We start from the raw sequence: 21,878 nt of genomic DNA, 5'->3' as shown, positions 1-21,878 counted from the left end.
TGAACCGGTCTTTTATTGATCTAGAATGTCTAAGAAGTTGGGAAATATGTTATAATGAATGAGGAAGTTTTCGTTGAGGGATATGAAAAAGGTTACTTTGTGAAAAGCTCTGTTTGCCTTCATATCTTCAGAAAATATGGGATTAAAAAAGAAGAGTCAGAGGAAAGAGATGAAAATCCATTTTACAAATCTATTTGGGCAATCTTCGAAAAGTGTTGCCCTGATGGCACAAAACGATATTATGAATGTCGTTCGTGAACTTGGGGTTAATGAATTAGGGATCTACTTTTATGATCATAGCAATGAACCAGCTAGCGAATTGAACTCGCGAATGGATGGGATTTTAGCAGGCGTTGCTTTTGGGGATATTGTCTTCGTTCAATCTCCTTCTTGGAATGGAATTGAGTGGGACCGCCGTTTGGTTGATAAGTTAAAACTCCTTCAAACCAAGCTGGTCATGTTTATCCATGATGTCCCACCACTCATGTTTGAGAGCAATTATTATCTAATGCCTAACTATATCGACATGTACAATCAGAGTGATCTGGTCGTTGTTCCGTCAGAGCAAATGTACCATCGTCTAGTATCAGAAGGACTCACAGTGAAAAAATATGTGGTCCAAAAGTTGTGGGATTTGACCCATAGTTTGGACCTCTATACTCCGCAATTTGAGAAAAAACTGATCTTCTCAGGAAATCCTTCACGTTTCCCACATATCATCGATTGGAAATATGAGACACCCCTTCATGTCTATACCGAACCGGTTGAAGGAGTCGATTATTCTAAGATCCATATGGAAGGCTGGCGGACTAAGCAAGAATTGCTTCTCGAGCTTTCCAAGGGTGGTTTTGGGCTTGTCTGGGGAAATTCTGAGAATCCTGAGGATGAGCGGGATTACTACAAAGAAAATATTTCCTACAAACTATCGACTTATCTATCTGCTGGTCTTCCAGTAGTAGTGCCAGACTATTTGTCAAATGCAGACTATATTCGAGACAAAGGGCTCGGCTTTGTAGCCTCCAGTCTTGAAGAAGCCAATCGTTTGGTCCAAGACTGTACAGAAGAAGAGTATGCTCAAATGGTCCGAAAGGCTCAATATACTTCTTATTTGATCCGCAATGGCTATTTTACAAAGAAATTATTTGTCGATACCATCATGGCTTTAGGAGAATAATATCCAAGTAAACAAGATTCTTCAGATAAACATCTGAAGGATTTTTTGTTGAATACGGTACCAAATGGGGAAATTGAAATATTATCAAATATTAGTGACAAATGAGTTTGGAAAAGTCGCAAATTATGGTAAAATAAGTTGAGATAAAATGCTCTAAAGGCACATATTTTAAGGCTGTTTCCCAGGTGGAAGAGTCAAAATGAGTAAGAGAAAGTTTAAAAGAAATGTTAAAACGATCTGAAGTAGGAAAGAGATTTTGTTGGACGATATTTTTCGTCTTTATTTATGTTTTGGGAAGTAAAATTTCCCTGCCTTTTGTTGACTTATCAAAGGCCTTGAGACTCAATGAGGGAACAACAACGGGCTTGCAGCTCTCAAGCGCTGTGATGGGGGGGAACCTCCGCGGGATGTCGATCTTTTCGATCGGTCTATCCCCATGGATGTCTTCCATGATTTTGTGGCGGATGTTTACCGTTTCAAAACGCTTTAACCTCGAAAAAACTAGCACGGAGATAGTGGAGCGACGAAAGATGTACGTGACCTTGGCGCTCGCCATCGTCCAGTCTTTGGCAGTGGCCATGTATCTCCCCTTGAAGACGGGATTGAACCCCGGGCTTGTCATTGCGGTCAATACCATGATTATGGTAGCCGGAGCCTTCTTTTTAGTTTGGCTCTCCGATCTAAATGCCGCTCTGGGCCTTGGAAGTTCTGTTGTGATCATGATGGCTGGGATGGTTATGTACCTGCCCGAAGACGTGATGCAGACCCTTTCAAATGTCAATAATATCCCAGAAATCGCTTATGTTCTGGGCGTGATTTTTATCTTGATTTTTGTCTATGTGGCAGTCTTGGTGGAATATTCCAAGTACCAGATTCCTGTCAATAAATTAGGGATCCACAACAACTTGAAAAGTTATACTTTTTTGGATATCAAGCTCAACCCAGCAGGAGGGATGCCCTTCATGTACGCCATGACCTTGGTGTCCATTCCTCAGTATGCTATGCTCTTGATCTTGTCAATGGATTCCAATGCCAAGTGGGCTGCTCGTTTAGCTAAACACTTGGTGATGGGAGATCCGATTTGGATCCTTCTTTACATTCTGATGATCGCCCTTCTCTCTTTTGCTTTCGCCTTTGTCAATGTGAACGGAGAAGAAATTGCAGATAAGATGATGAAGGCTTCCGAGTATATCGATCATGTCTATCCTGGAGCAGATACACGTCGCTATATCAATAAAATTGTTCTACGCTTGACGGTTTTTGGGACCTTGTATCTGATCCTCTTCACGGCGCTTCCTTTTTCTCTCTTGTTATGGGATAAAGATCTCTTGCGCTTGACCATGATTCCAGGAACCTTCCTCATGTTTGTCGGGATGATTTACAATATCCGAGAAGAAATTCGTGCCCTTCGTGTGAATCAACGTTATACAAGAATATTCTAGGAGTAACCATGTATTATTTTGTACCAGCCTGGTATGGAACGGACCGCATCTGGCAGCAAACAGCTACCCCTTGGTACTGGATGCGAGAGTCCATTGAATTTGACGATACCATTAATCAAGTTCGTATTTTTCAAGAAGCAGAAATGGATCGGATCTTATTGTTGCCTCAATATAGTCCACAACTGCGCTATTTTTTACACCGCCAAGATTTGTTAGAGACAGATGTCCTTTCGATTTTTGATAAGATCCAACAGGTTCCGTCTGATTTGGCTATGCGCCCAGTTCAACTTCAGGACATCGAATGGCCGAGTGAGACCACTTTTTCCTATACTCCCTTTTTGGTGATGGCATTTCGAAAGGGCCACCACCTAGCGAAAATTGATATGGGAGTGGATGGAAACCTTCTCTCTTTGACCCGTTATAAGAATGACGAGATCAGCTACATCGAGTACTTAGATGATCGTGGCTTTATTTCTAGTAGAATCTACTACAATGAGGGGAAACCTTATTTCCAAGAGTATCTGAGTTTTGATGGGCAATGGGTTTTGAGAGAGATGTTGATCGAAGAGAACCACTCCGTCATGGTTAATGAAGCTTTCTTTCCTGCCTTCAAAAAAGAAAGCTATGCCAATATGGGAGACGTTGTCGCTGAAAAAATGAAGGAGCAGCTAGCAACCTTGGTTCCAGGACGAGATCAGTTGGTTTTGGCAGCTCATCCAGCAAATTTGGCTTTTTTACAAGATACAGCAAGTAGTGTCAAGAAAGTCTTGTCTTTCTACGGGGATCGCCAGCCCTTGTCTGCCGAAAACTTTGCCCTCTATTTTGATATGATTGATGCCCAACTCTTGATTACAGATAGTGAAAAAACCAAAGAAGCGATTGGGGTCTTTTCTCCTAGCTTGGCTCAGAAGACACACCGGATTACCTCTTTTGACTCCCGCCTTCGTTTGGGATCTAGTCAGGAACGCAAGGAATCAAAGATTTACTTTTATGTCAATGAAGCTGAGCTTCCAAGTAAGAGCCAGCTCAAAAAGGTTCTGGAGGTCTTGGCGCAACATCCTTTATTTGAGGTTGTTTTTGCATTTTACAATGGATCACCGGAGCGTGTTAAGGAATTAGAAGGGCAACTCGAGGAATTGATCGCTAGCGAGCAGGACTTGCATCTGGTTCAATCACCAGCCCAAATGGAAGGGCTTGGGGAAAACCAGATTATTGATGAAGAGTCTGTACAAGACGCACCGGACTACCGCTTTGTAGTAAAGAATTTTTCAAATGAAAATGACATTATTCAAGAGTTGGAGAAAACACGCTTGATCGTAGATTTAAGCGAGGAACCCAACCTCTACACGCAGATTGCAGGGATCTCTGCTGGGATTCCTCAGGTCAACCGCGTCCAGACAGAATATGTCGATCATTTGAAAAACGGCTATGTCTTATCAAAGGGAGACAAGGAATTAGAGAAGGCGATTACTCACTTTTTATTGGAATTGAAGCCTTGGAACGAAGCCTTGGTCTACTCGATCGAAAAAATTCAAGAATACACCGGTCAACGCTTGATCGAGAAATGGGAAGGATGGATGAAAGAACGTCATGGATAAAAAATTACAAATACCCCATATTCTCCAAATCGGCTCAAGCAGTTGGCAGGATCAAGTGGAGCTTCCTGCTGGACTAGGCTGGCACTTTTTTCAAGCTACCACTCTTCCATCGCTCAAAGAGTATATGGAAGAAGAGGAAATCTCCAAATTCAAAGCCTTGATTCTGGAAAAGCCAGAAGATTTATTAGCTTTAGGAGAAGACCTGGCTTATTTCCAGCCGTATACTGTTTTTTATGATCAAAGCCATGAACTAGAGGCGCCTTCTGACGAATTGGCCCACCTCTTAAGACTCAAGCAAGCAAGACCCTGGGATTTCTCAAACAAGCATCAATTTCTCTATGTCTTAGAGCGCTTTTTATACGACAATCAATATGGAGATGCCTTTACGGTTCGTGACCTGCGGGTGAGACCGGATTTTGCTGGCCGGCAAACGGTGCTGGGGCAACATTTTCTTCAGCTAGATGGATCATACGGTGAAGAGTTTACACCGATTGCTCAGTGGGTCTACAACTACGTGTATGATGCTAGCCGTCCTATCAATTTTTGGTTGGAATATGAAAAAGATCCAAGCTGTCAGCTGCAATTGCGGATCCAATTTTACCGCTTTGGTGCTCTGGGAGAGTGGGTCAAAGATGCAGTCTTTTCAGAAGAAGAGATGGAGCAACCACTAGAATTGGATGGAGCAGAACCTTATTACCTAGCCTTTTCGCTGGAAGCAAAAGGAGAAGGGACGCTTACGATCGGAGCCCTACATAAGCGCTTGTCACATGGTCCTTTAGGAGAGATGACAGTAGGAGCTAAGACGCTACGGGACCACAAACGCCAAGAAATTTTTGCTTATTTCCATCCTGGCGATCTGAAGCCACCTTTAAACATTTACTTTTCTGGGTATCGTCCGGCCGAAGGATTTGAAGGGTTTGGGATGATGCGTGCGATGGGGAGTCCCTTTATTCTCTTTTCTGACCCAAGACTGGAAGGTGGATCCTTCTATATGGGCTCAGAAGAATTGGAAAGTCAAATCACTGCCTTTATTGATCAGCACTTGGACTTGCTCGGCTTTGAGCCAAAAGATATGAATTTCTCAGGCTTGTCCATGGGGACCTTTGGTGCCCTTTACTATGGTGCTCTTTATTCTCCTCATGCGATCTTGGTCGGAAAACCCATTGTCAACCTGGGGGATGTCGCTGCCAACCTGAAATTTAAACGTCCAGATGAGTTTGGAACATCCCTAGACATGATGCAGTTGATCATTGGTCAAGTGTCGCAAGAAGGGATCGGTCAGCTCAATCAACGCTTCTGGGACCGGTTTGACCAGGCAGATTTCAAGGATACGATTTTAGCCCTTGCCTATATGAGGGATGATGACTATGACCAGCAGGCTTATCCAGATATTTTAGAGGCCTTGTATGAATTGCCGGTTCGTATTATCAGTACTAGCCGCGCCGGTCGACACAATGATGCGAGTGGTCCGATCATTGAGTGGTTTGTGACCCAGTACAAAGAAATCATGGAAAGAGACTTTGGAAGAAACCAATGATAAAAATAAAAGAAAATGAAAGCAGACGAATCTACTGGGGCGATACCGTTCTGGCAGATTATCTTTGGGGGTCGACCATTCAAGCGACTGACCAAGGAAGCGTTCAGTTTCAGAACCCCCTCATGCCATCTGGTCAAGTACTGAAAACTTGGCATTCGCAGACAAATTTTGGCGCAACTCGTCAAATTCCTAGTCTGCCCCTGCTCAAAAGAGAGCAAGATTATGAATTGGTTATCACGATGGAAGCGACTCCGGCTCATACCGTTATGGTAGAAATCGTCTTCAAAGATCGCTTTGGAGAGGTCGTTGCCCGTCGAGTAACCGCAGAAGGTCGCTTGCTGTTTACCTATCCAGATCAAGCTTACGCCTATGAAGTACGCTTGCTCAGTGCAGGTTTGCAAGAGTTTACCTTCCACTATTTCACGATTCAACCAATATCGTCTGAGGGAGCAGAAGTTCTCGAATAGACGAACATCACTGCAAAAAAAGAGGATTACATTGGATTACGTTAAATTAAGAAACATCAAAAAAATCTTAAAAGAAGTCAATAGCTGGAAGGATGACATGGCCCGCTTGACGGATCGACAACTACAGGAGAAAACTGTGGAATTTCGGGAACGTCTAGCTAAGGGTGAGACCTTGGATGATCTCTTGCCGGAAGCATTTGCGGTTGCGCGTGAAGCTGATAAACGGGTCTTGGGCATGTTTCCTTATGACGTGCAAGTCATGGGAGGTATTGTCCTCCACCAAGGCAATGTCGCTGAAATGAATACTGGTGAAGGGAAGACCTTGACGGCAACTATGCCGGTTTATCTCAATGCCTTAGAGGGCAAAGGGGTCATGGTTATTACGACCAATACCTATCTGGCAACTCGGGATGCAGAAGAGATGGGACAGGTCTACCGCTTTTTGGGCTTGACTGTTGGAGTTCCCTTGAAACAATCAGAAGACGAAGAATTAGATCCAGAAGTCAAACGGGAGATTTACCGGTCAGATGTCATTTATACGACCAATACCAGTCTAGGCTTTGACTATCTCACAGAGAACTTGACGGCTTCGGCAGATGGCCAGTTTTTGGCAGACTTCAATTACGCCATTGTCGATGAGATTGATTCGGTGCTTCTAGATAGTGCTCAGACTCCCTTGATTATTTCTGGTTCTCCTCGGGTCCAATCCAACCTATATGGGATTATTGATACCCTGATCCAAACCTTCAAAGAGGGGGAAGACTTCAAGTTTGATGAAGAAAAGAAACGGGTTTGGTTGACTCGAAAAGGAGCTCATGCAGCAGAAGCCTTTCTAGCCATTCCCAACCTCTATGATCCCCAATACCGTGACTTGGTCCGCCATATCAGCTTAGCCCTGCAGGCCAATAAAAACTTTATTAAGGATAAGGATTATGTCATCCATCCCAATGTCGAAGGGCAACCGGAGATTGTCTTACTAGACCAGGCGACGGGGCGCTTGATGGAAATGACCCGTTTGCAAGGAGGACTCCACCAGGCGATTGAAGCCAAAGAGGGTCTCAAGCTCACCCAAGAAACACGGGCCATGGCTTCTATTACTTACCAAAACCTCTTTAAGATGTTTCGGAAGTTGGGTGGCATGACTGGGACTGGGAAGGTCGCTGAGGCAGAGTTTCTTGATACCTATGCCATGTCAGTGATCAAGATCCCAACCAATCGCAAGAAGATCCGCAAGGATTTGCCAGATGAAATCTATCAGACCTTGCCAGAGAAAATCGTGGCTTCTCTGGATTATGTGAAGAAGGTCCATGAAAAGGGTAATCCGATTCTGGTCTTTGCCGGATCCGTTGAGATGTCGATTCTTTACTCGAATCTTCTTTTGCGCGAAGGGATTCCTCACAATCTTCTTAATGCCAACAATGCTCCTCGAGAGGCCCAGATCATTAAGGAATCAGGTCGAAAAGGAGCCGTGACGGTTGCGACCTCAATGGCCGGTCGGGGAACCGATATCAAGTTGGGACCAGGAGTCGCTGAGTTAGGTGGCTTGGTGGTTGTTGGGACTGAGCGGATGATGAACCAGCGGATTGACCTTCAAATTCGTGGACGTTCAGGTCGTCAAGGAGATCCCGGTTTGACCAAGTTCTTTGTCTCTTTAGAAGACGATTTGATGAAAAACTGGGGACCAGACTGGATCCAGGATACCTATCAAGACTATGATGTGGATGAGCGGATTGGTTCAGCCAAAGCTCTGACCAAGCGCAAGTATAGAAACTTGGTGGAACGGGCCCAAAATGCTAGTGAAAGTTCTGGTCAGGCCAGTCGTCGGATGACGCTAGAATTTGCGGAAAGCATGAACATTCAGCGTGCCATCGTCTACGAAGAGCGCGACCGCTTGATCAAACAAGAAGGTCGCTTGGACGACATCGTTGAAAAAGTTCTTCGTTCCGTCTTTTCAAGCGTAGCCCATAAAAAAGAATACAAGGAACCGGTAGCTTTTTATCGCTATATGTTAGACAATGTGAGCTACCAAGTAGATCCGGAAAAGGCCCACCAAACCTTCCGTAGCAAGAAAACCAAAGAGAATTTCTTATGGGAGATTGCTAAAAGCGAGTTGGAAGCTAAGTATGAGATCTTAGGCACCGATGAGGTGATCGCCCAATTCCAGCGCATGGCCATCCTAAAAGCTATCGATGAAAACTGGGTCGAGCAGGTAGACTATCTGCAACAATTGCGCATGGCGCTCTCTGGTCAGTACACCAGTCAGAAAAACCCTTTGGTAGAATTTTTCCAAGAAGCCTACCAATCCTTTGAACGAATGAAAGAGGCGGCCAAAGAACAAATGGTCCGCAATCTCTTACTAAGTCGAGTAGAAATCAATAAAAAAGGGGAAATTGTCTTGCATTTCCCATAAAAGAGGACATTATGACAGTATACAATATCAACCTTGGAATCGGTTGGGCCAGCAGTGGTGTTGAGTATGCCCAGGCCTACCGTGCCCAGTTGTTACGCAATATCCATCAACCAGCCAAGTTTGTTTTTATGGATATGATCTTAGCCGATAATATCCAGCATTTAACAGAAAATATCGGTTTTAAAAATGATGAAATCATCTGGCTCTATAGCCATTTTACAGATATAAAAATTGCGCCAACGACCTATACCATTGATCAGGTCTTAGCAGGTTTTGCCGGAAAACCGACTCGTGAAGAAGTCGATGGTAAGATCAAGCGCTTCTTTTATGAGGACCAGGACAACTTTTTGACCTGCTACCTGCGCGCAGAAAACAGTCCCTATGTCGAACGCTGTGAGTACGTGTCTAGAGGGATTTTGGTGAGGAAGGATTATTTCTCCTATACCCGCTATTGTACCGAGTACTTCATTCCTAAGAACAACCAAGCCAACTTGATTGAGCGCCGTTTTTACAATGAAGACGGGACGGTTGCCTACAGCATGCAGATGGCGGATGGCCGCGAAATCTATCGTTTCCCAGATCGCTATCTAGTTGGTCGCCAAGAATTGATCCGCTACTTCATGCAAACCCTTCAATTGACCAAACAAGATCTGGTGATTTTGGATCGGGAAACCAATATCGGTCAGCCTATCTTTGAAGAAGCGCAAAAAGCCCGCCTGGGTGTGGTCGTCCATGCAGAGCACTTCAGTGCCAATAATGTTGACGATCAGTATATCCTGTGGAACAACTACTACGAGTACCAATTTACCAATGCTGACAAGGTGGACTTCTTTATTGTTGCGACCGACCGTCAAAAAGAAATCTTAGCCGAGCAGTTTGCCAAATACACCAACCATCAGCCAGCCATCTATACCATTCCAGTTGGGAGTCTTGCAAACTTGCCACAAAATGAAAATCGCACCCCATTTTCTATGATTACCGCCTCTCGTTTAGCGACAGAAAAACATATTGACTGGTTGGTGCGAGCAGTGGTTCGTGCCAAAAAAGAATTGCCAGAATTGTCTTTTGACATCTATGGAAAAGGTGGAGAAGAAGGCAAGTTGCGTTCTCTGATTGATGAATTGGGAGCAGCAGACTATATCCACCTCAAAGGGCATGCCAATCTAGAGGAGATTTATAAGAACTATGAGGTTTACCTGTCAGCATCGACCAGTGAAGGTTTTGGGTTGACCTTGATGGAGGCGATTGGTTCTGGACTTCCGATTATCGGTTTTGATGTTCCTTATGGCAACCAGACCTTTGTCACAGAAGGCAAAAATGGCTATCTCATTCCGCCTTCAGCAGACCAAGTGGTTGACCAGATCGCTGCTGCCTTTGCGGAAAAAATGATCCAGCTATACAAAAAAGATGATCTAGCCAGCATGCGTCAAGCATCTTATGCGCGTGCAGAAGACTTTTTGACCAGCCGAGTAGAAGAAGCTTGGGCACAATTGATAGAAGAGGTGACACATGCTGAACGTATTTGATAGTTATTCTCGTGAAAGCCAAGACCTGCTCCACTCCATGAAAGAGTCTGGCTTTGACCACCCGACCGTTGTTTTGGAGCCAAATGGTTTCTTACCAGACGGTGTCGAGTCTCCCTTTATCTATTTCTTAGGACAAGCAAAAGGGGAGAAGCGGGGACGCTACTTTAATGAAGTTCCAGTGCCTGATTTCTGGGAAGTTTCTGGGGATAACAGTTCGGGGAAAGTGACCTACTATGGTCAGGAAAAAGCTCGAATTGTGTACCATGCTGCTTCTTATAAACGCATCGTCGAGCGCATAGAGTGGCTGGATGATAAGGGGCAAGTAGTCATGATTGAGCACTATGACCAATACGGTCGTAAGATAGCTGTAACGACTTGTGGTGATCAAGGTCAGCATTTGGTGACCACTTATTTTGAAGGGGATATCGAGCGCTTGACAGAGAATCACCAAACAGGGGATTTGATCTTGACCTTGGACCATCAACCTATGCGGATTTTCAAGAATCGCTTAGATTACTTTGTCTTTTATCTAGAGTATCGTGGTTTTGATCTAGATGGTTTGGTCTACAATACGCTGGCTACCTCCTTTAGCATTAGTCTCCAACTGGGCAATAAAGGCATCAAAGGGCACGACGTCTTGGTGTGGCAAGAGCCTCTTCACGACAGCCTTCCGGGCAACATGCAGTTGATTCTAAAGAGCCCAGGAATCCGGACTAAGAAGATCTTGATTCCTCAAAACGAGACTTATCATCGTGCTTTGCAGTTGACCTCGCAAGACCAGCATAGCTATTTTGGTCCCCTTGGCTACCTGTATGATTTCAAGGTGAAAGACGATATCCGTAAAGACGCCTTTGTCTTGACCAATTCGGATCAGATCGAAGCCTTGACCTATCTAGTAGAGAACTTGCCAAATGTGACCTTCCGTGTAGCAGCTTTGACGGAGATGTCTGCGAGCCTCTTGTCTATGGTCCGCTACCCAAATGTGGTCTTGTACCAAAATATCAGCCAAGAGCGGATCAAAGAGTTGCTTAAGGTCTCTAGTATTTATCTGGATATCAACCACTATGCAGAGGTGCAAGGCATTGTCCGCAAGGCCTTTGAACACCAGCAAGTCATCCTTGCCTTTAGCCATACCCTGCATGACCGCCACTTCCTCGCACAAGCCAATATCTTTGACCAAGGAAAAGAAGCGGATATGGTGGCCCGTATCCAGGAAATCTACCAATCTGTAGATAGCTACAGAGAAGCAGTCGCGCAACAAATTGCCCAATCAAGTAGTGTCGAGCCAGCTGTTTTCACAGCTCGCTTACAAGAAGGGATCGGTGGACAAGGTGAGTGATCGTAAGAAAGATTTATTTTACAAAGAAGTAGAAGGACGGATGGAGTCTCTCAAACGCCGTCCTTCCGAAAAAGAAAAGACGACGCGTTCCGAAAAGATCAATGTTACCTTTAATGTGATCATTGGTTTGGTGATTCTGCTGGGAGTTATTTTTACCCTCTTGAGAGTGTTAGGAGGATCCTAAGATGGAAATGGTATTTGCAATCCTCATCTCGATTTTATCTCTAGCTCTGGTGGTTCTCATTACCCTGCAACCTCGCCAACAACAATCGCTCTCAACAGATGCAACCAGTAACTTAGGGAAGCCAAGTTATTGGCGCTCCCACCGCGGGCTCAAGCTAGCAACCCTTGCCGTTAGTATCGTCTTTCTCTTATCCTTGTTTCTTTATATGATGGTCGTACAGGCCTAGTGTCTAATAGAATGTAATCCACCTGTTTATTACATAATGCAACCTAAATGATACTTAAAAAATTAAAGAGATATCTACAATTTGAAGAGGCTGGGACAAAAGTCCTAGCCTCTCAATTATTTTTGGATTGTCGAGTAAGACGCAGTGGTTGAGTGGGCTCTACTACGCTGATTTCATCAGCTTTTACAGCCCTACTCAACTGTGCGGAGGTGGGACGACGAAATCGAATTCTAACGAATTACCGATTTCTGTCCCACACTCTTTTTTATCCTGCTTCCTTCTCTTTTATGGTATACTGAAAGCGACAACATGATTGGAGCTCCCGATGAAAAAGATCCCCTTAGTATTTTCAGGCTGTCTGTTAGGACTGGTTGGCGCTGGAAACCTTCTTGCGGACTCGCTACCCTTCCTTGCTCACGCCTTTAGTTTGACAGGTTTGTTCTTCTGGTTTTTCTTTTTAGTCTATCATGCGATTCGCTGGCAAGAAACCAAGATAGAACTCCAACAGCCAGCTCTGTTATCTGGGATGGCGACCTTTCCCATGGCAGGGATGATTCTATCCACCTATCTTTTTCGCCTCTTTCCCGCCTTTGGAGGTCTATCTCAGTTGGTTTGGTGGTCAGCCTTTCTCTTGGATCTTTGCTTGATTCTTTATTTTACCAAGACCCATGTCATGGTGCGTCCAAGAGCCAATGCCACTCCGAGTTGGACCGTTCTCTATGTGGGCATTGCAGTAGCAGCCTTGACCTACCCTGTTGTAGGAATCAGAGAGATTGCTTATCTCGCTTTAGTGATTGGTTTTGGTTTGACCTTTCTTCTCTACCCAGTCATTTATTTTGATGGGAAAAAGCAGCCCTTACCCAATCATCTGCTAGGGCAAGAAGGCATCTATTGTGCTCCATTTTCCCTTCTTTTAGCAGCCCTGGTTCGTGTGGGTGGAGCAAGCCTTCCTACCTGGTTCTTACTGATCATGGTGATGGCCTCGCAAGGGTTTTATTTCTTTGTTTTGACGCGCCTGCCAAAAATGATCAAAGAAGGTTTTCAACCCGCTTTTTCAGCTCTTACCTTTCCAACGGTCATCACAGCGACCTCTTTAAAAATGGCCCAAGGCTTGTTGCAACTGCCCTTCTTGACAGTTCTTGTATGGATGGAAACTCTTCTTTGTCTCTTGATTCTAGTCGCTGTCTTAGGAGGTTATGTAGCTTATCTTAAAGAGTAGAAAGGCATCCTTTTTCATTGAAACCTTGTCACGATTATGGTAAGATGCACTATACGATTTGTCATACTCTATAAGAAAGGTCTCTATGAAATTCATCAAAGGAAAGCTCTCACTGCTTTATCCCCTCTTTCTGCTCTTGTTTTATTTTTATATCCGGCCTCAGTTTCGCCCCTTGGCCCAGTATGTCTCTACTAGTCTAGCAAGCGCAAATAGCTATTATTGGACCTTATTTGGCCTAGAAGGGCTCTATGCAACCTTTGCAGGATTTTTGGTCTATCGTTTTTCTAAAAAAGCGCAGTTTAAGCTGGGGAAAAACCCTCTTCAATCTCTGATGGAAGCCATTTTTGCAGCCTGTTTGGTTTACTGGTTGGACTACTTCATCAGTGGTTTTGTCCAAGGACGAGCAGCCGTTTTGAGTCTCTTTCCACGGAAAATTAGCCCCACAGGAGTGCTTATACTGGTGATCGCAATGGTCGTCATCCGGCCAGTGACAGAAGAGCTGATCTTTCGTGGAGCCTTGGTGAATGCCTACTTCAAAGGCTGGAAACTCTATGCTGAGATTTGGCTTCCAGCCCTCATCTACAGTGGCCTGCATTTTCTCCATACTCCCTTTTCGTTAGGGGCTTGTATCATCTATCTCCTACCGAGTGTGATTTTTGGGACCCTGTATTATCGGAGCAAGACGCTCCTTTCTCCGATTTTAGGCCATATCTTGCTCAATCTATACTACACCTTGCCTTTGCTTTTATCTGTATTCAAGTAGCAACCGATTTCCTGAGGGAGATTGGTTTTTTTTGAAAATATGGTATAATAGAATAAATTTAATAGAGGGAGTGGAGGTTTGAAAAAAAGCTACCGCGTCAAACGTGACAAAGATTTTAATGCTATTTTTAAAAGTGGTCAAAATGTTGCCAATCGGAAATTCGTTGTTTACCGCTTGCGCAAAGACCAACCACATTTTCGAGTCGGCCTGTCTGTTAGTAAGAAGCTGGGAAATGCTGTGACCAGAAATCGCATCAAACGTTTGATTCGCCATGTTTTGATCAAACACCAAGCCTTCCTTACGACCGATGATTTTGTTGTCATTGCTCGTAAAGGAGTGGAGGAGCTCGACTTTCATCAAGTAGAGAAAAATCTTGTACATGTCTTAAAATTAGCGCATGTCTACCAAGAAAGGGAATAATGTGAAAAAGAAACTGAAGTTAACTGGATTATTAGGAGCGGCCTTATTGGTCTTGACAGCTTGTGGAACCTCTCAAGTGACAGCTCAGTCGACAGGTGGTTGGGAACGCTTCGTCTACTTCTTTGCCGAAGCCATTCGCTTCTTGTCATTTGGCGGAAGTATCGGTGTGGGGATTATCGTCTTTACCATTGTGATCCGGACGGTCCTCTTGCCGCTTTTCCAATATCAAATGAATTCAACCCGCAAGATGCAGGAAATTCAACCCCTACTCAAGGAATTGCAAGCCAAGTATCCTGGAAAGGATCTAGATAGTCGGACCAAGCTTTCTGAAGAGATGCGGGCCCTTTACAAGGAAAAAGGCGTCAAAACATCTTCAGCCTTCCTTCCTCTCTTGATCCAGATGCCGGTCTTGATGGCCTTGTTCCAAGCGCTGAGCCGTGTCGAATTCCTTAAAGTCGGTCACTTCCTCTGGTTGGACCTTGGTGCGATCGACCCGACTTATATCTTGCCGGTTCTTGCAGCACTCTTCACATTTTTCAGCAGTTGGTTGACCAATAAAGCCATGCCAGAGCGCAATGGTAGTGCGACAACCATGATGTATGTGATGCCTGTGATGATCTTCTTCTTTGCCTTGTTCTCAGCCAGCGGGGTCGCACTATACTGGGTGACTTCCAATGCTTACCAAGTCGGGCAAACCTATCTCTTGAACAACCCCTTCAAGATTATCGCAGAGCGTGAAGCAAAAGAGCAAGCTTCGCGCGACATGGAAAAACAAAAACGCCGTGCCCTAAACAAAGCACAGAAAAAGAAAAAATAAGAAAGAGGTGGACATATGGTCCTATATACTGGAGCAACTGTTGAAGAAGCGATTCAAAAAGGTCTGAACGATTTAGATATTCCTCGTATGAAGGCACATATTACAGTTGTAGCGCGTGAAAAGAAAGGTTTTCTTGGCTTGTTTGGGAAAAAACCAGCCCAAGTAGAGATTGAGCCCATTGCAGAAACAACTGTTGTAAAAGCCAATCAAAAAGCTGTCAAAGGTGTCCCAGATGAGATCAATGCGCAAAATGAACCGGTTAAGACGGTGAGCGAAGCAACGGTCGATCTCGGACGTGTCGTTGCAGCGATCAAAAAGGTCGAAGAAGAAGGAGAAGTTGTCTCTGAAGAAATCAAGACCGAAATCCTGAAACATGACAAAGAAGCAGATACCGTTCTTGAAGAAAAAGGACATGAACATATCCTTGAAAAAGTTAAAGAACCAGCGACAAAAGAATCAAGCGAATCTGATTTCTCAAACCTTGGTATCGAGGTAGAGGAAAACTACAACATCGAAGAAGTCGTAGATGATGTGACAGCCTATGTTCAAACCGTGGTCGATGAAATGGATGTGGATGCGGCCATCTCAAGCAGTCACAACCGCCGTACGGTCAATATGCAAATTGATACCAATGAGCCAGGACGTGTCATTGGTTACCACGGAAAAGTCTTGAAGGCTCTTCAACTTTTGGCGCAAAATTACCTCTATAACCGCTACTCAAAGAATTTTTACATTACCATTAATGTTAATGACTATGTAGAACACCGGGCAGAAGTTCTTCAAAGCTATGCTCAGAAGTTGGCAACACGTGCCCTCGAAGATGGGCAAGCCCAACAGACAGATCCGATGTCAAACAGTGAACGCAAAATCATTCACCGGATCGTCTCTAAGATGGAAGGAGTCACTAGCTACTCTGAAGGGGAAGAACCAAACCGTTATGTAGTTGTCGACATCGAAGGATAATCTAGCTATTATTTCCCATAAGGGAGAGACAGGATTGAGCCGATCTCTCCTTTTTTAGGTTTAGAAAGGAAGCAAATGGCATTTGTAGCGATTCGAGAGTTTTTAAAGCTTCAAGGAATCCACTACCAGGCCCCAGCAAAGGCTGGAGTGCTAGCCTCAGAGATGGAGCAGTATCGTGCCCTAGCTCAAGCGGCTCGTAAGGAATTCACCGATTTAGTCTCGGCCTTTCAGCAGCGTCACCCTTACTTGGAGCAGGATCGGACTAGCCAGTGGATGAATCAGGCTCAGATCTTGCGGCCTCATTTTTGGGCCTATCTAAAAGGAGAAGGGACGATGGCAGAGCCTATGTTTGCCTTGAGGCTATATGGAGATGCAGTTGATTTTGGAGTTTCCTTAGAGGTGAGTTTTATCGAGCGAAAAAAAGACGAGCAGAGCCTTCAAAAACAACAAATGGTTCTCACCCTTCCCATCACTCAGCCAGTTTATTATTTCGCCCAGAAAAATGGAGAGAGTCAAAGGGTAGAAGGAACAGAAAAGAATCGCCATGATCTGTTGCAAGCAGTAGCAGAAGGGGCGGTTCGTAAGGTCCTTGTCAAATACGATGTTTCTCTAGTTGAGGAGAGTTCCCTAGAGAATATCTTGGATCAGTTGCAAGAGGCGCTGCTGGCTCTGGAACCCTATTACTTGGCAACCCGTCAGGTGTAGAAAGGTGTTCTCCGACCTGTATTTGCAACAATTTTGCCATAGCTATTGACAAACAGGCGTGAATCAGATAGAATAGTAAAGTATGTTTAGTAACTGATCACAACTAGCCGGCTAAACGAATACAAAATCTATGAGGAGGTATTCATCGTGAAACGTACTTATCAACCAAGTAAACTTCGTCGTGCGCGCAAACATGGTTTCCGTCACCGTATGGCAACTAAAAATGGTCGTCGCGTATTGGCAGCTCGTCGTCGTAAAGGACGCAAAGTTTTGGCTGCCTAATTCAGATAAAAACCTAAAAACCAGTAGAAACTCGAGACTACTGGTTTTTGTTTTGTCCGAAAGTGAATTTAGAGGCGCTTTCTGCTATAATAGAAAGAAGAAAAACTCGGAAGAAAAGGAAGATCATGCAGATTTTTGATACCCACACCCATCTCAATGTGGAAGAATTCGCAGGAAAAGAACAAGAAGAGCTCGACTTGGCCAAGGAAATGGGTGTTGTAGCCCACAATATCGTTGGTTTTGACAAACCGACGATTGAGCGAGGAATAGCCTTGGCAGACCAGCACCCAGAACTCTATCTCACGCTTGGTTGGCACCCCACTGAGGCAGGTGATTATAGTCCTGAAGTGGAGGCCTATTTACTTGAACAGCTAAAACATCCCAAAGTCGTCGCACTCGGAGAAATCGGTCTCGATTACCACTGGATGACGGCACCAAAAGATATTCAAGAAAAGGTTTTTCGTCGTCAGATTCAATTGTCTAAAGACTTGGACCTCCCCTTTGTGGTGCACACACGCGATGCTTTAGAAGATACTTATGCCATCATCAAGAGTGAAGGAGTCGGTCCTCGCGGTGGGATCATGCATTCTTTCTCAGGAAGTTTAGAAGAAGCTAAACGCTTCATGGATCTGGGGATGATGATTTCTTTTTCCGGAGTGGTGACCTTTAAGAAAGCCACAGATGTCCAAGAAGCGGCAGCTGGCCTTCCGTTAGACAAGATCTTGGTTGAAACAGACGCTCCTTACCTGGCACCAGTTCCCAAACGTGGTCGGGAAAATAAAACAGCCTACACTCGTTATGTGGTAGATTTTATTGCAGAACTACGTGGCTTAACAACAGAAGAAGTGGCTCAGGCAACCTATGACAATGCAAGAAAGGTATTTGGCCTTGACTGAGAAAAGAAAAATACCAGAAGTGATTGTCGTGGAGGGCAAGGACGACACAGCCAATCTCCGCCGTTTTTATGAGGTGGATACCTATGAAACGCGAGGTTCTGCGATCGATCAAGATGACTTGGAACGAATTGCTACCTTGCAAGAGTTGCGTGGGGTCATTGTCTTTACGGATCCAGACTACAATGGCGAGCGAATTCGCAAGATCATTATGCAAGAGGTGCCCCAGGCCAAGCATGCCTTTTTAAATCGTGGCGAAGCAGTCCCCAAATCCAAGACTAAGGGGCGTTCCTTGGGAGTGGAGCATGCCAGTTTTGAAGACTTAGAAAAAGCCCTAGCTGGACTGGTCGGGTCTTACGAAGATGAAAATTTCTTTGATATCACAAAGACCGACTTGATGCGTCTCGGTCTTTTGATGGGAAGCGATAGTCGCAAACGACGAGAATACTTAGGAGAAGCCTTGCGCATCGGCTACTGCAATGGCAAGCAATTGATCAAACGCTTGGAGTTGTTTGGAATTTGTTTGGCCCAAGTCGAAGAGGCGATGGCCAGTTATTAAGACGGAAGTAGAGGGGATCCTTTACCCCTAAACTGATTAGAAAAGAGAAAAAATGAGAATTGCAGATTATAGCGTGACCAAGGCAGTGCTGGAGCGTCACGGATTTACCTTTAAAAAATCCTTCGGTCAAAACTTCTTGACCGATACCAACATCCTTCAAAAAATTGTGGATACGGCTGAGATTGATAGGCAAGTCAATGTCATCGAAATCGGTCCTGGAATTGGGGCTCTGACTGAGTTTTTGGCAGAAAATGCCGCAGAAGTGATGGCCTTTGAAATTGACGACCGTTTGGTTCCCATCTTAGCGGATACCTTGCGGGAGTTTGACAATGTCACGGTTGTTAACCAAGACATCCTCAAGGTAGATCTCAACCAGTACATCGCAGAGTTTAAAAATCCAGACCTTCCGATCAAGGTGGTGGCTAACCTTCCTTACTACATTACGACTCCCATCCTCATGCACTTGATCGAATCCAAGATTCCTTTCCAAGAATTTGTGGTCATGATGCAAAAAGAGGTGGCAGACCGCATCTCAGCTGAGCCCAACACCAAAGCTTATGGTTCGTTATCCATTGCTGTCCAATACTATATGACTGCTAAGGTAGCCTTTATTGTACCTCGCACCGTCTTTGTGCCAGCACCAAACGTCGACTCTGCCATTTTGAAGATGGTCCGTCGCGAAGAACCAGCAGTAGCCGTCAAGGATGAAGATTTCTTCTTCTCTGTCAGCAAGGCTAGCTTTGTCCACCGCCGCAAAACACTTTGGAACAACTTGACCAGTCGCTTTGGCAAGACCGAAGAAATCAAAACCAAGCTGGAAGCAGGAATCCAAGCTGCAGGCCTGCAACCTTCTGTACGAGGAGAAGCTCTTAGCTTAGAAGACTTCGCTCGCCTAGCAGATGGCCTTCTAGAAGCAGGAATAAAATAACAGAAAAGCCATAGGTTATAACCTATGGCTTATTTGTATCGTAAGGAAAGGACGGGATTTGAACCCGCGCGTGAATAAAATCCACTTGCCGGATTTCGAGTCCGGTGCCGTACCGAGCTGGGCCACCTTTCCAAGATGCGGAGAAAGGGATTTGAACCCTCACGCCCGAAGGGGCACATGCGCCTGAAGCATGCGTGTCTGCCGTTCCACCACCTCCGCATAGTTCTATTATACACTTTTTAGGAAAAATGCCAAGGAAAAAAAGGAACAGGGGAGCCTACTGATGGCTTCTGTTCCTTTTATCCATAGATCATTTCAATGCTGCAGGATATAGGCTCTCTTGCTCCTTGGAGGTATCTTTGAGGATAAAGATGGCCCATAAAAGAGCTAAGATGCAGACCACTAATCCCGGGATGCCCCCTTCAGGACCAAATTCACCACCAGTGATCAAAGTGTGATTTGAAGTTGTGAAGTACATCAAGGATGATTCGCTGTCAAAGCCACTGACGTGAAAACCATAGACATTTCCCATCAGGAAATTCCAGGCAAAGTGGAAACCACAAGGTCCCCAAATATTCCCGCGTTTCAGGGCATAGACTGCTGTAAAGATTCCAAAGAAGAAGAGATGAACAGTAGAGAACCAAGAAGCACCGTTATTATTCATATGGAAGTAGGAGAACATAGTAGCTGAGATCAGGATAGCTAGAAGGGCATTGGTATGGTAGGAGATAGTTGGAATCAACCAGCCACGGATATAAATTTCTTCTGCCGCAGTTTGGAAAATATAGCCGATCAAGACCAGAATCCAGGAGACAAGAAATGGAATACTAAATTGAATGCGATGGAATGTGGCATCTCCTGTGATTAAAAAGACGATCAAGACTGTGGTGATCATGATGCCTCCCACAAGGCAACCTTTGGCGAATTCAGAAAGACCATTTCCTTTAGAAAATCCCATGGTTCGAATGGGCCGTTTTTCAATCAAGCGAACCCAAAGGAAGAAGGCAATGATGGTATAGAGGAAGGACCAAAGATCAAGGATGTTCCACCAGTCTGGGATCCAGTGTTGCTTATTGAGAAAGAAACTGGTCGATGCCGTGCTAACAGGTGACATGTACTCTGTGATGTAATACAAGATAAACGGAGCCAAAAACCAAGGTGTCAGAAATTTTCCCTTTTTGATATTAGCAATCAAGGGATTCGCTTTAGAAAGAAAAGAAAGACTCATAAAGAACCTCCATCTAAAAACGTAGAACCAAGAAAAACGTTTCTTTGTTCAGCCAAATAGTCGTTGAAACAAGGCGCTTCTTGTCGTCACTTCCTTTCTGCGTCCGTGTCTCTGTCTTCCCCCACACACAACTTATTTATGTATGTTTTCACATTTATTATACCCAAATTAGAAAGCGGTTACAATACCCCTATCTTTATTATCCCTAAAAATTTTACTGAAACTAGTTCCAGATTTTTCTTATCAAGCAATCCAGCCTTATTTCTCTTTTTTTGGTATAATAGATAGTATTAATCTCAAAGGAGTGCGATTTGCAAGGAACCATCGTCAAGGCCTTGGCTGGCTTCTACTATGTGGAGTCAGACGGCCATATTTACCAGACACGGGCTCGTGGAAATTTTAGAAAAAAAGGACAGACTCCTTATGTGGGGGATCAGGTAGAGTTCTCTGCTGAAGAGAATTCGGAAGGCTACATTTTGAGTATTGCCCCTCGAAAAAATAGCCTCGTGCGCCCTCCGATTGTCAATATTGATCAGGCAGTAGTCATCATGTCGGCTAAGGAGCCGGATTTTAATGCCAATCTCTTGGATCGTTTTCTGGTCCTTCTAGAACACAAGGGGATTCATCCTATTGTGTATATTTCCAAATTGGACTTGCTAGAAGATCTGGAGTTTATCCATTACTACCAAGGAATCTATCAGGCCATTGGCTATGATTTTGTCTTGTCGATTGAGGAACTTTTGCCCCTTTTAACCCATAAAACTACAGTCTTTATGGGACAGACCGGTGTGGGAAAATCGACCTTGCTCAATAAAATCGCTCCGGACCTGGAGCTTGAAACGGGTGAGATTTCAGATAGTCTGGGGCGTGGTCGACACACGACCCGAGCTGTCAGCTTTTATCATTTAAATGGAGGAAAGATTGCGGATACACCAGGTTTTTCATCCCTTGATTATGAAGTGACGACCAGTGAAGATTTAAATCAAGCCTTTCCAGAAATCGCAGACGTGAGCCACTCTTGTAAATTTCGTACCTGTACCCACACGCATGAGCCTGCTTGTGCGGTAAAACCAGCCGTTGAAACAGAGGAAATTGCGACTTTCCGATATGAGGATTACTTGCAATTTCTAAGTGAGATTGAAAACCGTCGCGAAACCTATAAAAAAGTTTCGAAAAAAATGCCGAAATAGGAGACAAT

22 protein-coding genes and 2 tRNA genes are annotated in these 21,878 nt (G+C 44.5%); 21 read left to right on the top strand and 3 right to left on the bottom strand.

Features of this window, described 5'->3' with window-relative positions; all coding sequences use genetic code 11:
* Positions 1–169: 169 nt before the first annotated feature.
* From WKT08_RS06930 to rsmA, 20 genes are all read left to right on the top strand, one after another.
* Positions 170–1,174, top strand: coding sequence for a sugar transferase (locus WKT08_RS06930; RefSeq protein WP_070466673.1), 1,005 nt, complete (start codon positions 170–172; stop codon positions 1,172–1,174).
* Positions 1,175–1,398: 224 nt separating this feature from the next.
* Positions 1,399–2,616 carry an accessory Sec system protein translocase subunit SecY2 gene (secY2, locus tag WKT08_RS06925; RefSeq protein ID WP_045759956.1) on the top strand — a complete coding sequence of 406 codons (1,218 nt, stop codon included), beginning with the start codon at positions 1,399–1,401 and terminating at the stop codon, positions 2,614–2,616.
* Between the two features lie 8 nt (positions 2,617–2,624).
* On the top strand, positions 2,625–4,214 hold the full coding sequence (asp1, locus tag WKT08_RS06920; RefSeq protein WP_045759955.1) for an accessory Sec system protein Asp1: 1,590 nt from the start codon (positions 2,625–2,627) through the stop codon (positions 4,212–4,214).
* A complete protein-coding gene (gene asp2 / locus WKT08_RS06915) occupies positions 4,207–5,751 on the top strand; it encodes an accessory Sec system protein Asp2 (protein WP_045759954.1) in 1,545 nt (514 codons plus the stop codon). Before asp1 ends, asp2 begins: the two co-directional genes overlap by 8 nt.
* The gene (asp3, locus tag WKT08_RS06910) at positions 5,748–6,218 is read left to right on the top strand and encodes an accessory Sec system protein Asp3 (protein WP_045759953.1); all 471 of its coding nucleotides are present in this window, start codon (positions 5,748–5,750) and stop codon (positions 6,216–6,218) included. The genes asp2 and asp3 overlap by 4 nt, the downstream gene beginning before the upstream one ends.
* A 25-nt stretch (positions 6,219–6,243) precedes the next feature.
* Positions 6,244–8,628 (top strand): accessory Sec system translocase SecA2, encoded by a 2,385-nt coding sequence (gene secA2, locus WKT08_RS06905; RefSeq protein ID WP_080934963.1) that lies wholly within the window; start codon positions 6,244–6,246, stop codon positions 8,626–8,628.
* A gap of 11 nt (positions 8,629–8,639) precedes the next feature.
* Positions 8,640–10,154, top strand: coding sequence for an accessory Sec system glycosyltransferase GtfA (gene gtfA / locus WKT08_RS06900; protein ID WP_340281006.1), 1,515 nt, complete (start codon positions 8,640–8,642; stop codon positions 10,152–10,154).
* The gene (gene gtfB, locus WKT08_RS06895) at positions 10,138–11,493 is read left to right on the top strand and encodes an accessory Sec system glycosylation chaperone GtfB (RefSeq protein ID WP_201037230.1); all 1,356 of its coding nucleotides are present in this window, start codon (positions 10,138–10,140) and stop codon (positions 11,491–11,493) included. Before gtfA ends, gtfB begins: the two co-directional genes overlap by 17 nt.
* Positions 11,486–11,677 carry an accessory Sec system protein Asp4 gene (gene asp4, locus WKT08_RS06890; RefSeq protein ID WP_080978547.1) on the top strand — a complete coding sequence of 64 codons (192 nt, stop codon included), beginning with the start codon at positions 11,486–11,488 and terminating at the stop codon, positions 11,675–11,677. Before gtfB ends, asp4 begins: the two co-directional genes overlap by 8 nt.
* Before the next feature lies 1 nt (position 11,678).
* Entirely contained in the window at positions 11,679–11,903 is a 225-nt protein-coding gene (asp5, locus tag WKT08_RS06885; protein ID WP_201037229.1) for an accessory Sec system protein Asp5, read from the top strand.
* A gap of 325 nt (positions 11,904–12,228) precedes the next feature.
* Positions 12,229–13,122, top strand: a complete 894-nt coding sequence (locus tag WKT08_RS06880) for a TDT family transporter (protein WP_340281002.1) — start codon at positions 12,229–12,231, stop codon at positions 13,120–13,122.
* 85 nt (positions 13,123–13,207) lie between these two features.
* Positions 13,208–13,885 carry a CPBP family intramembrane glutamic endopeptidase gene (locus WKT08_RS06875; RefSeq protein ID WP_340281000.1) on the top strand — a complete coding sequence of 226 codons (678 nt, stop codon included), beginning with the start codon at positions 13,208–13,210 and terminating at the stop codon, positions 13,883–13,885.
* 78 nt (positions 13,886–13,963) lie between these two features.
* On the top strand, positions 13,964–14,305 hold the full coding sequence (gene rnpA, locus WKT08_RS06870) for a ribonuclease P protein component (protein WP_003002960.1): 342 nt from the start codon (positions 13,964–13,966) through the stop codon (positions 14,303–14,305).
* 1 nt (position 14,306) lies between these two features.
* Positions 14,307–15,122, top strand: coding sequence for a YidC/Oxa1 family membrane protein insertase (locus WKT08_RS06865; RefSeq protein ID WP_003015944.1), 816 nt, complete (start codon positions 14,307–14,309; stop codon positions 15,120–15,122).
* A gap of 15 nt (positions 15,123–15,137) precedes the next feature.
* Positions 15,138–16,085, top strand: a complete 948-nt coding sequence (gene jag / locus WKT08_RS06860; protein ID WP_195189325.1) for an RNA-binding cell elongation regulator Jag/EloR — start codon at positions 15,138–15,140, stop codon at positions 16,083–16,085.
* Between the two features lie 75 nt (positions 16,086–16,160).
* Complete coding sequence (locus tag WKT08_RS06855; protein ID WP_340280993.1) at positions 16,161–16,790, top strand: HI_0552 family protein; 630 nt, start codon at positions 16,161–16,163, stop codon at positions 16,788–16,790.
* Between the two features lie 147 nt (positions 16,791–16,937).
* On the top strand, positions 16,938–17,072 hold the full coding sequence (gene rpmH / locus WKT08_RS06850; protein WP_003003086.1) for a 50S ribosomal protein L34: 135 nt from the start codon (positions 16,938–16,940) through the stop codon (positions 17,070–17,072).
* 125 nt (positions 17,073–17,197) lie between these two features.
* Complete coding sequence (locus WKT08_RS06845) at positions 17,198–17,968, top strand: TatD family hydrolase (RefSeq protein ID WP_049506561.1); 771 nt, start codon at positions 17,198–17,200, stop codon at positions 17,966–17,968.
* Positions 17,940–18,524, top strand: a complete 585-nt coding sequence (gene rnmV, locus WKT08_RS06840) for a ribonuclease M5 (RefSeq protein WP_003008897.1) — start codon at positions 17,940–17,942, stop codon at positions 18,522–18,524. Before WKT08_RS06845 ends, rnmV begins: the two co-directional genes overlap by 29 nt.
* A 52-nt stretch (positions 18,525–18,576) precedes the next feature.
* Positions 18,577–19,452 carry a 16S rRNA (adenine(1518)-N(6)/adenine(1519)-N(6))-dimethyltransferase RsmA gene (gene rsmA, locus WKT08_RS06835; RefSeq protein ID WP_340280990.1) on the top strand — a complete coding sequence of 292 codons (876 nt, stop codon included), beginning with the start codon at positions 18,577–18,579 and terminating at the stop codon, positions 19,450–19,452.
* Between the two features lie 43 nt (positions 19,453–19,495).
* On the opposite strand, the gene WKT08_RS06830 is transcribed toward rsmA, so the two are convergent.
* The 3 genes from WKT08_RS06830 to WKT08_RS06820 all read right to left on the bottom strand — a co-directional run bounded on the left by WKT08_RS06830 (position 19,496) and on the right by WKT08_RS06820 (position 20,680).
* Positions 19,496–19,584: transfer RNA gene (locus WKT08_RS06830), tRNA-Ser, on the bottom strand.
* Between the two features lie 4 nt (positions 19,585–19,588).
* Positions 19,589–19,671 (bottom strand) — tRNA-Leu (locus WKT08_RS06825).
* 91 nt (positions 19,672–19,762) lie between these two features.
* Entirely contained in the window at positions 19,763–20,680 is a 918-nt protein-coding gene (locus tag WKT08_RS06820) for a CPBP family intramembrane glutamic endopeptidase (protein WP_257738771.1), read from the bottom strand.
* A 311-nt stretch (positions 20,681–20,991) separates the two neighbouring features.
* Between WKT08_RS06820 and rsgA the strand changes: the two genes are divergently transcribed.
* A complete protein-coding gene (gene rsgA, locus WKT08_RS06815) occupies positions 20,992–21,870 on the top strand; it encodes a ribosome small subunit-dependent GTPase A (protein ID WP_257738770.1) in 879 nt (292 codons plus the stop codon).
* Positions 21,871–21,878: the final 8 nt, after the last annotated feature.

The organism is Streptococcus sp. HCA-5024 (assembly GCF_037890265.1).
Classification (GTDB): Bacteria; Bacillota; Bacilli; order Lactobacillales; family Streptococcaceae; genus Streptococcus; species Streptococcus lingualis.
Note: the sequence above shows the minus strand (reverse complement) of the source record. Positions and strands in the feature narration are given on the sequence as shown.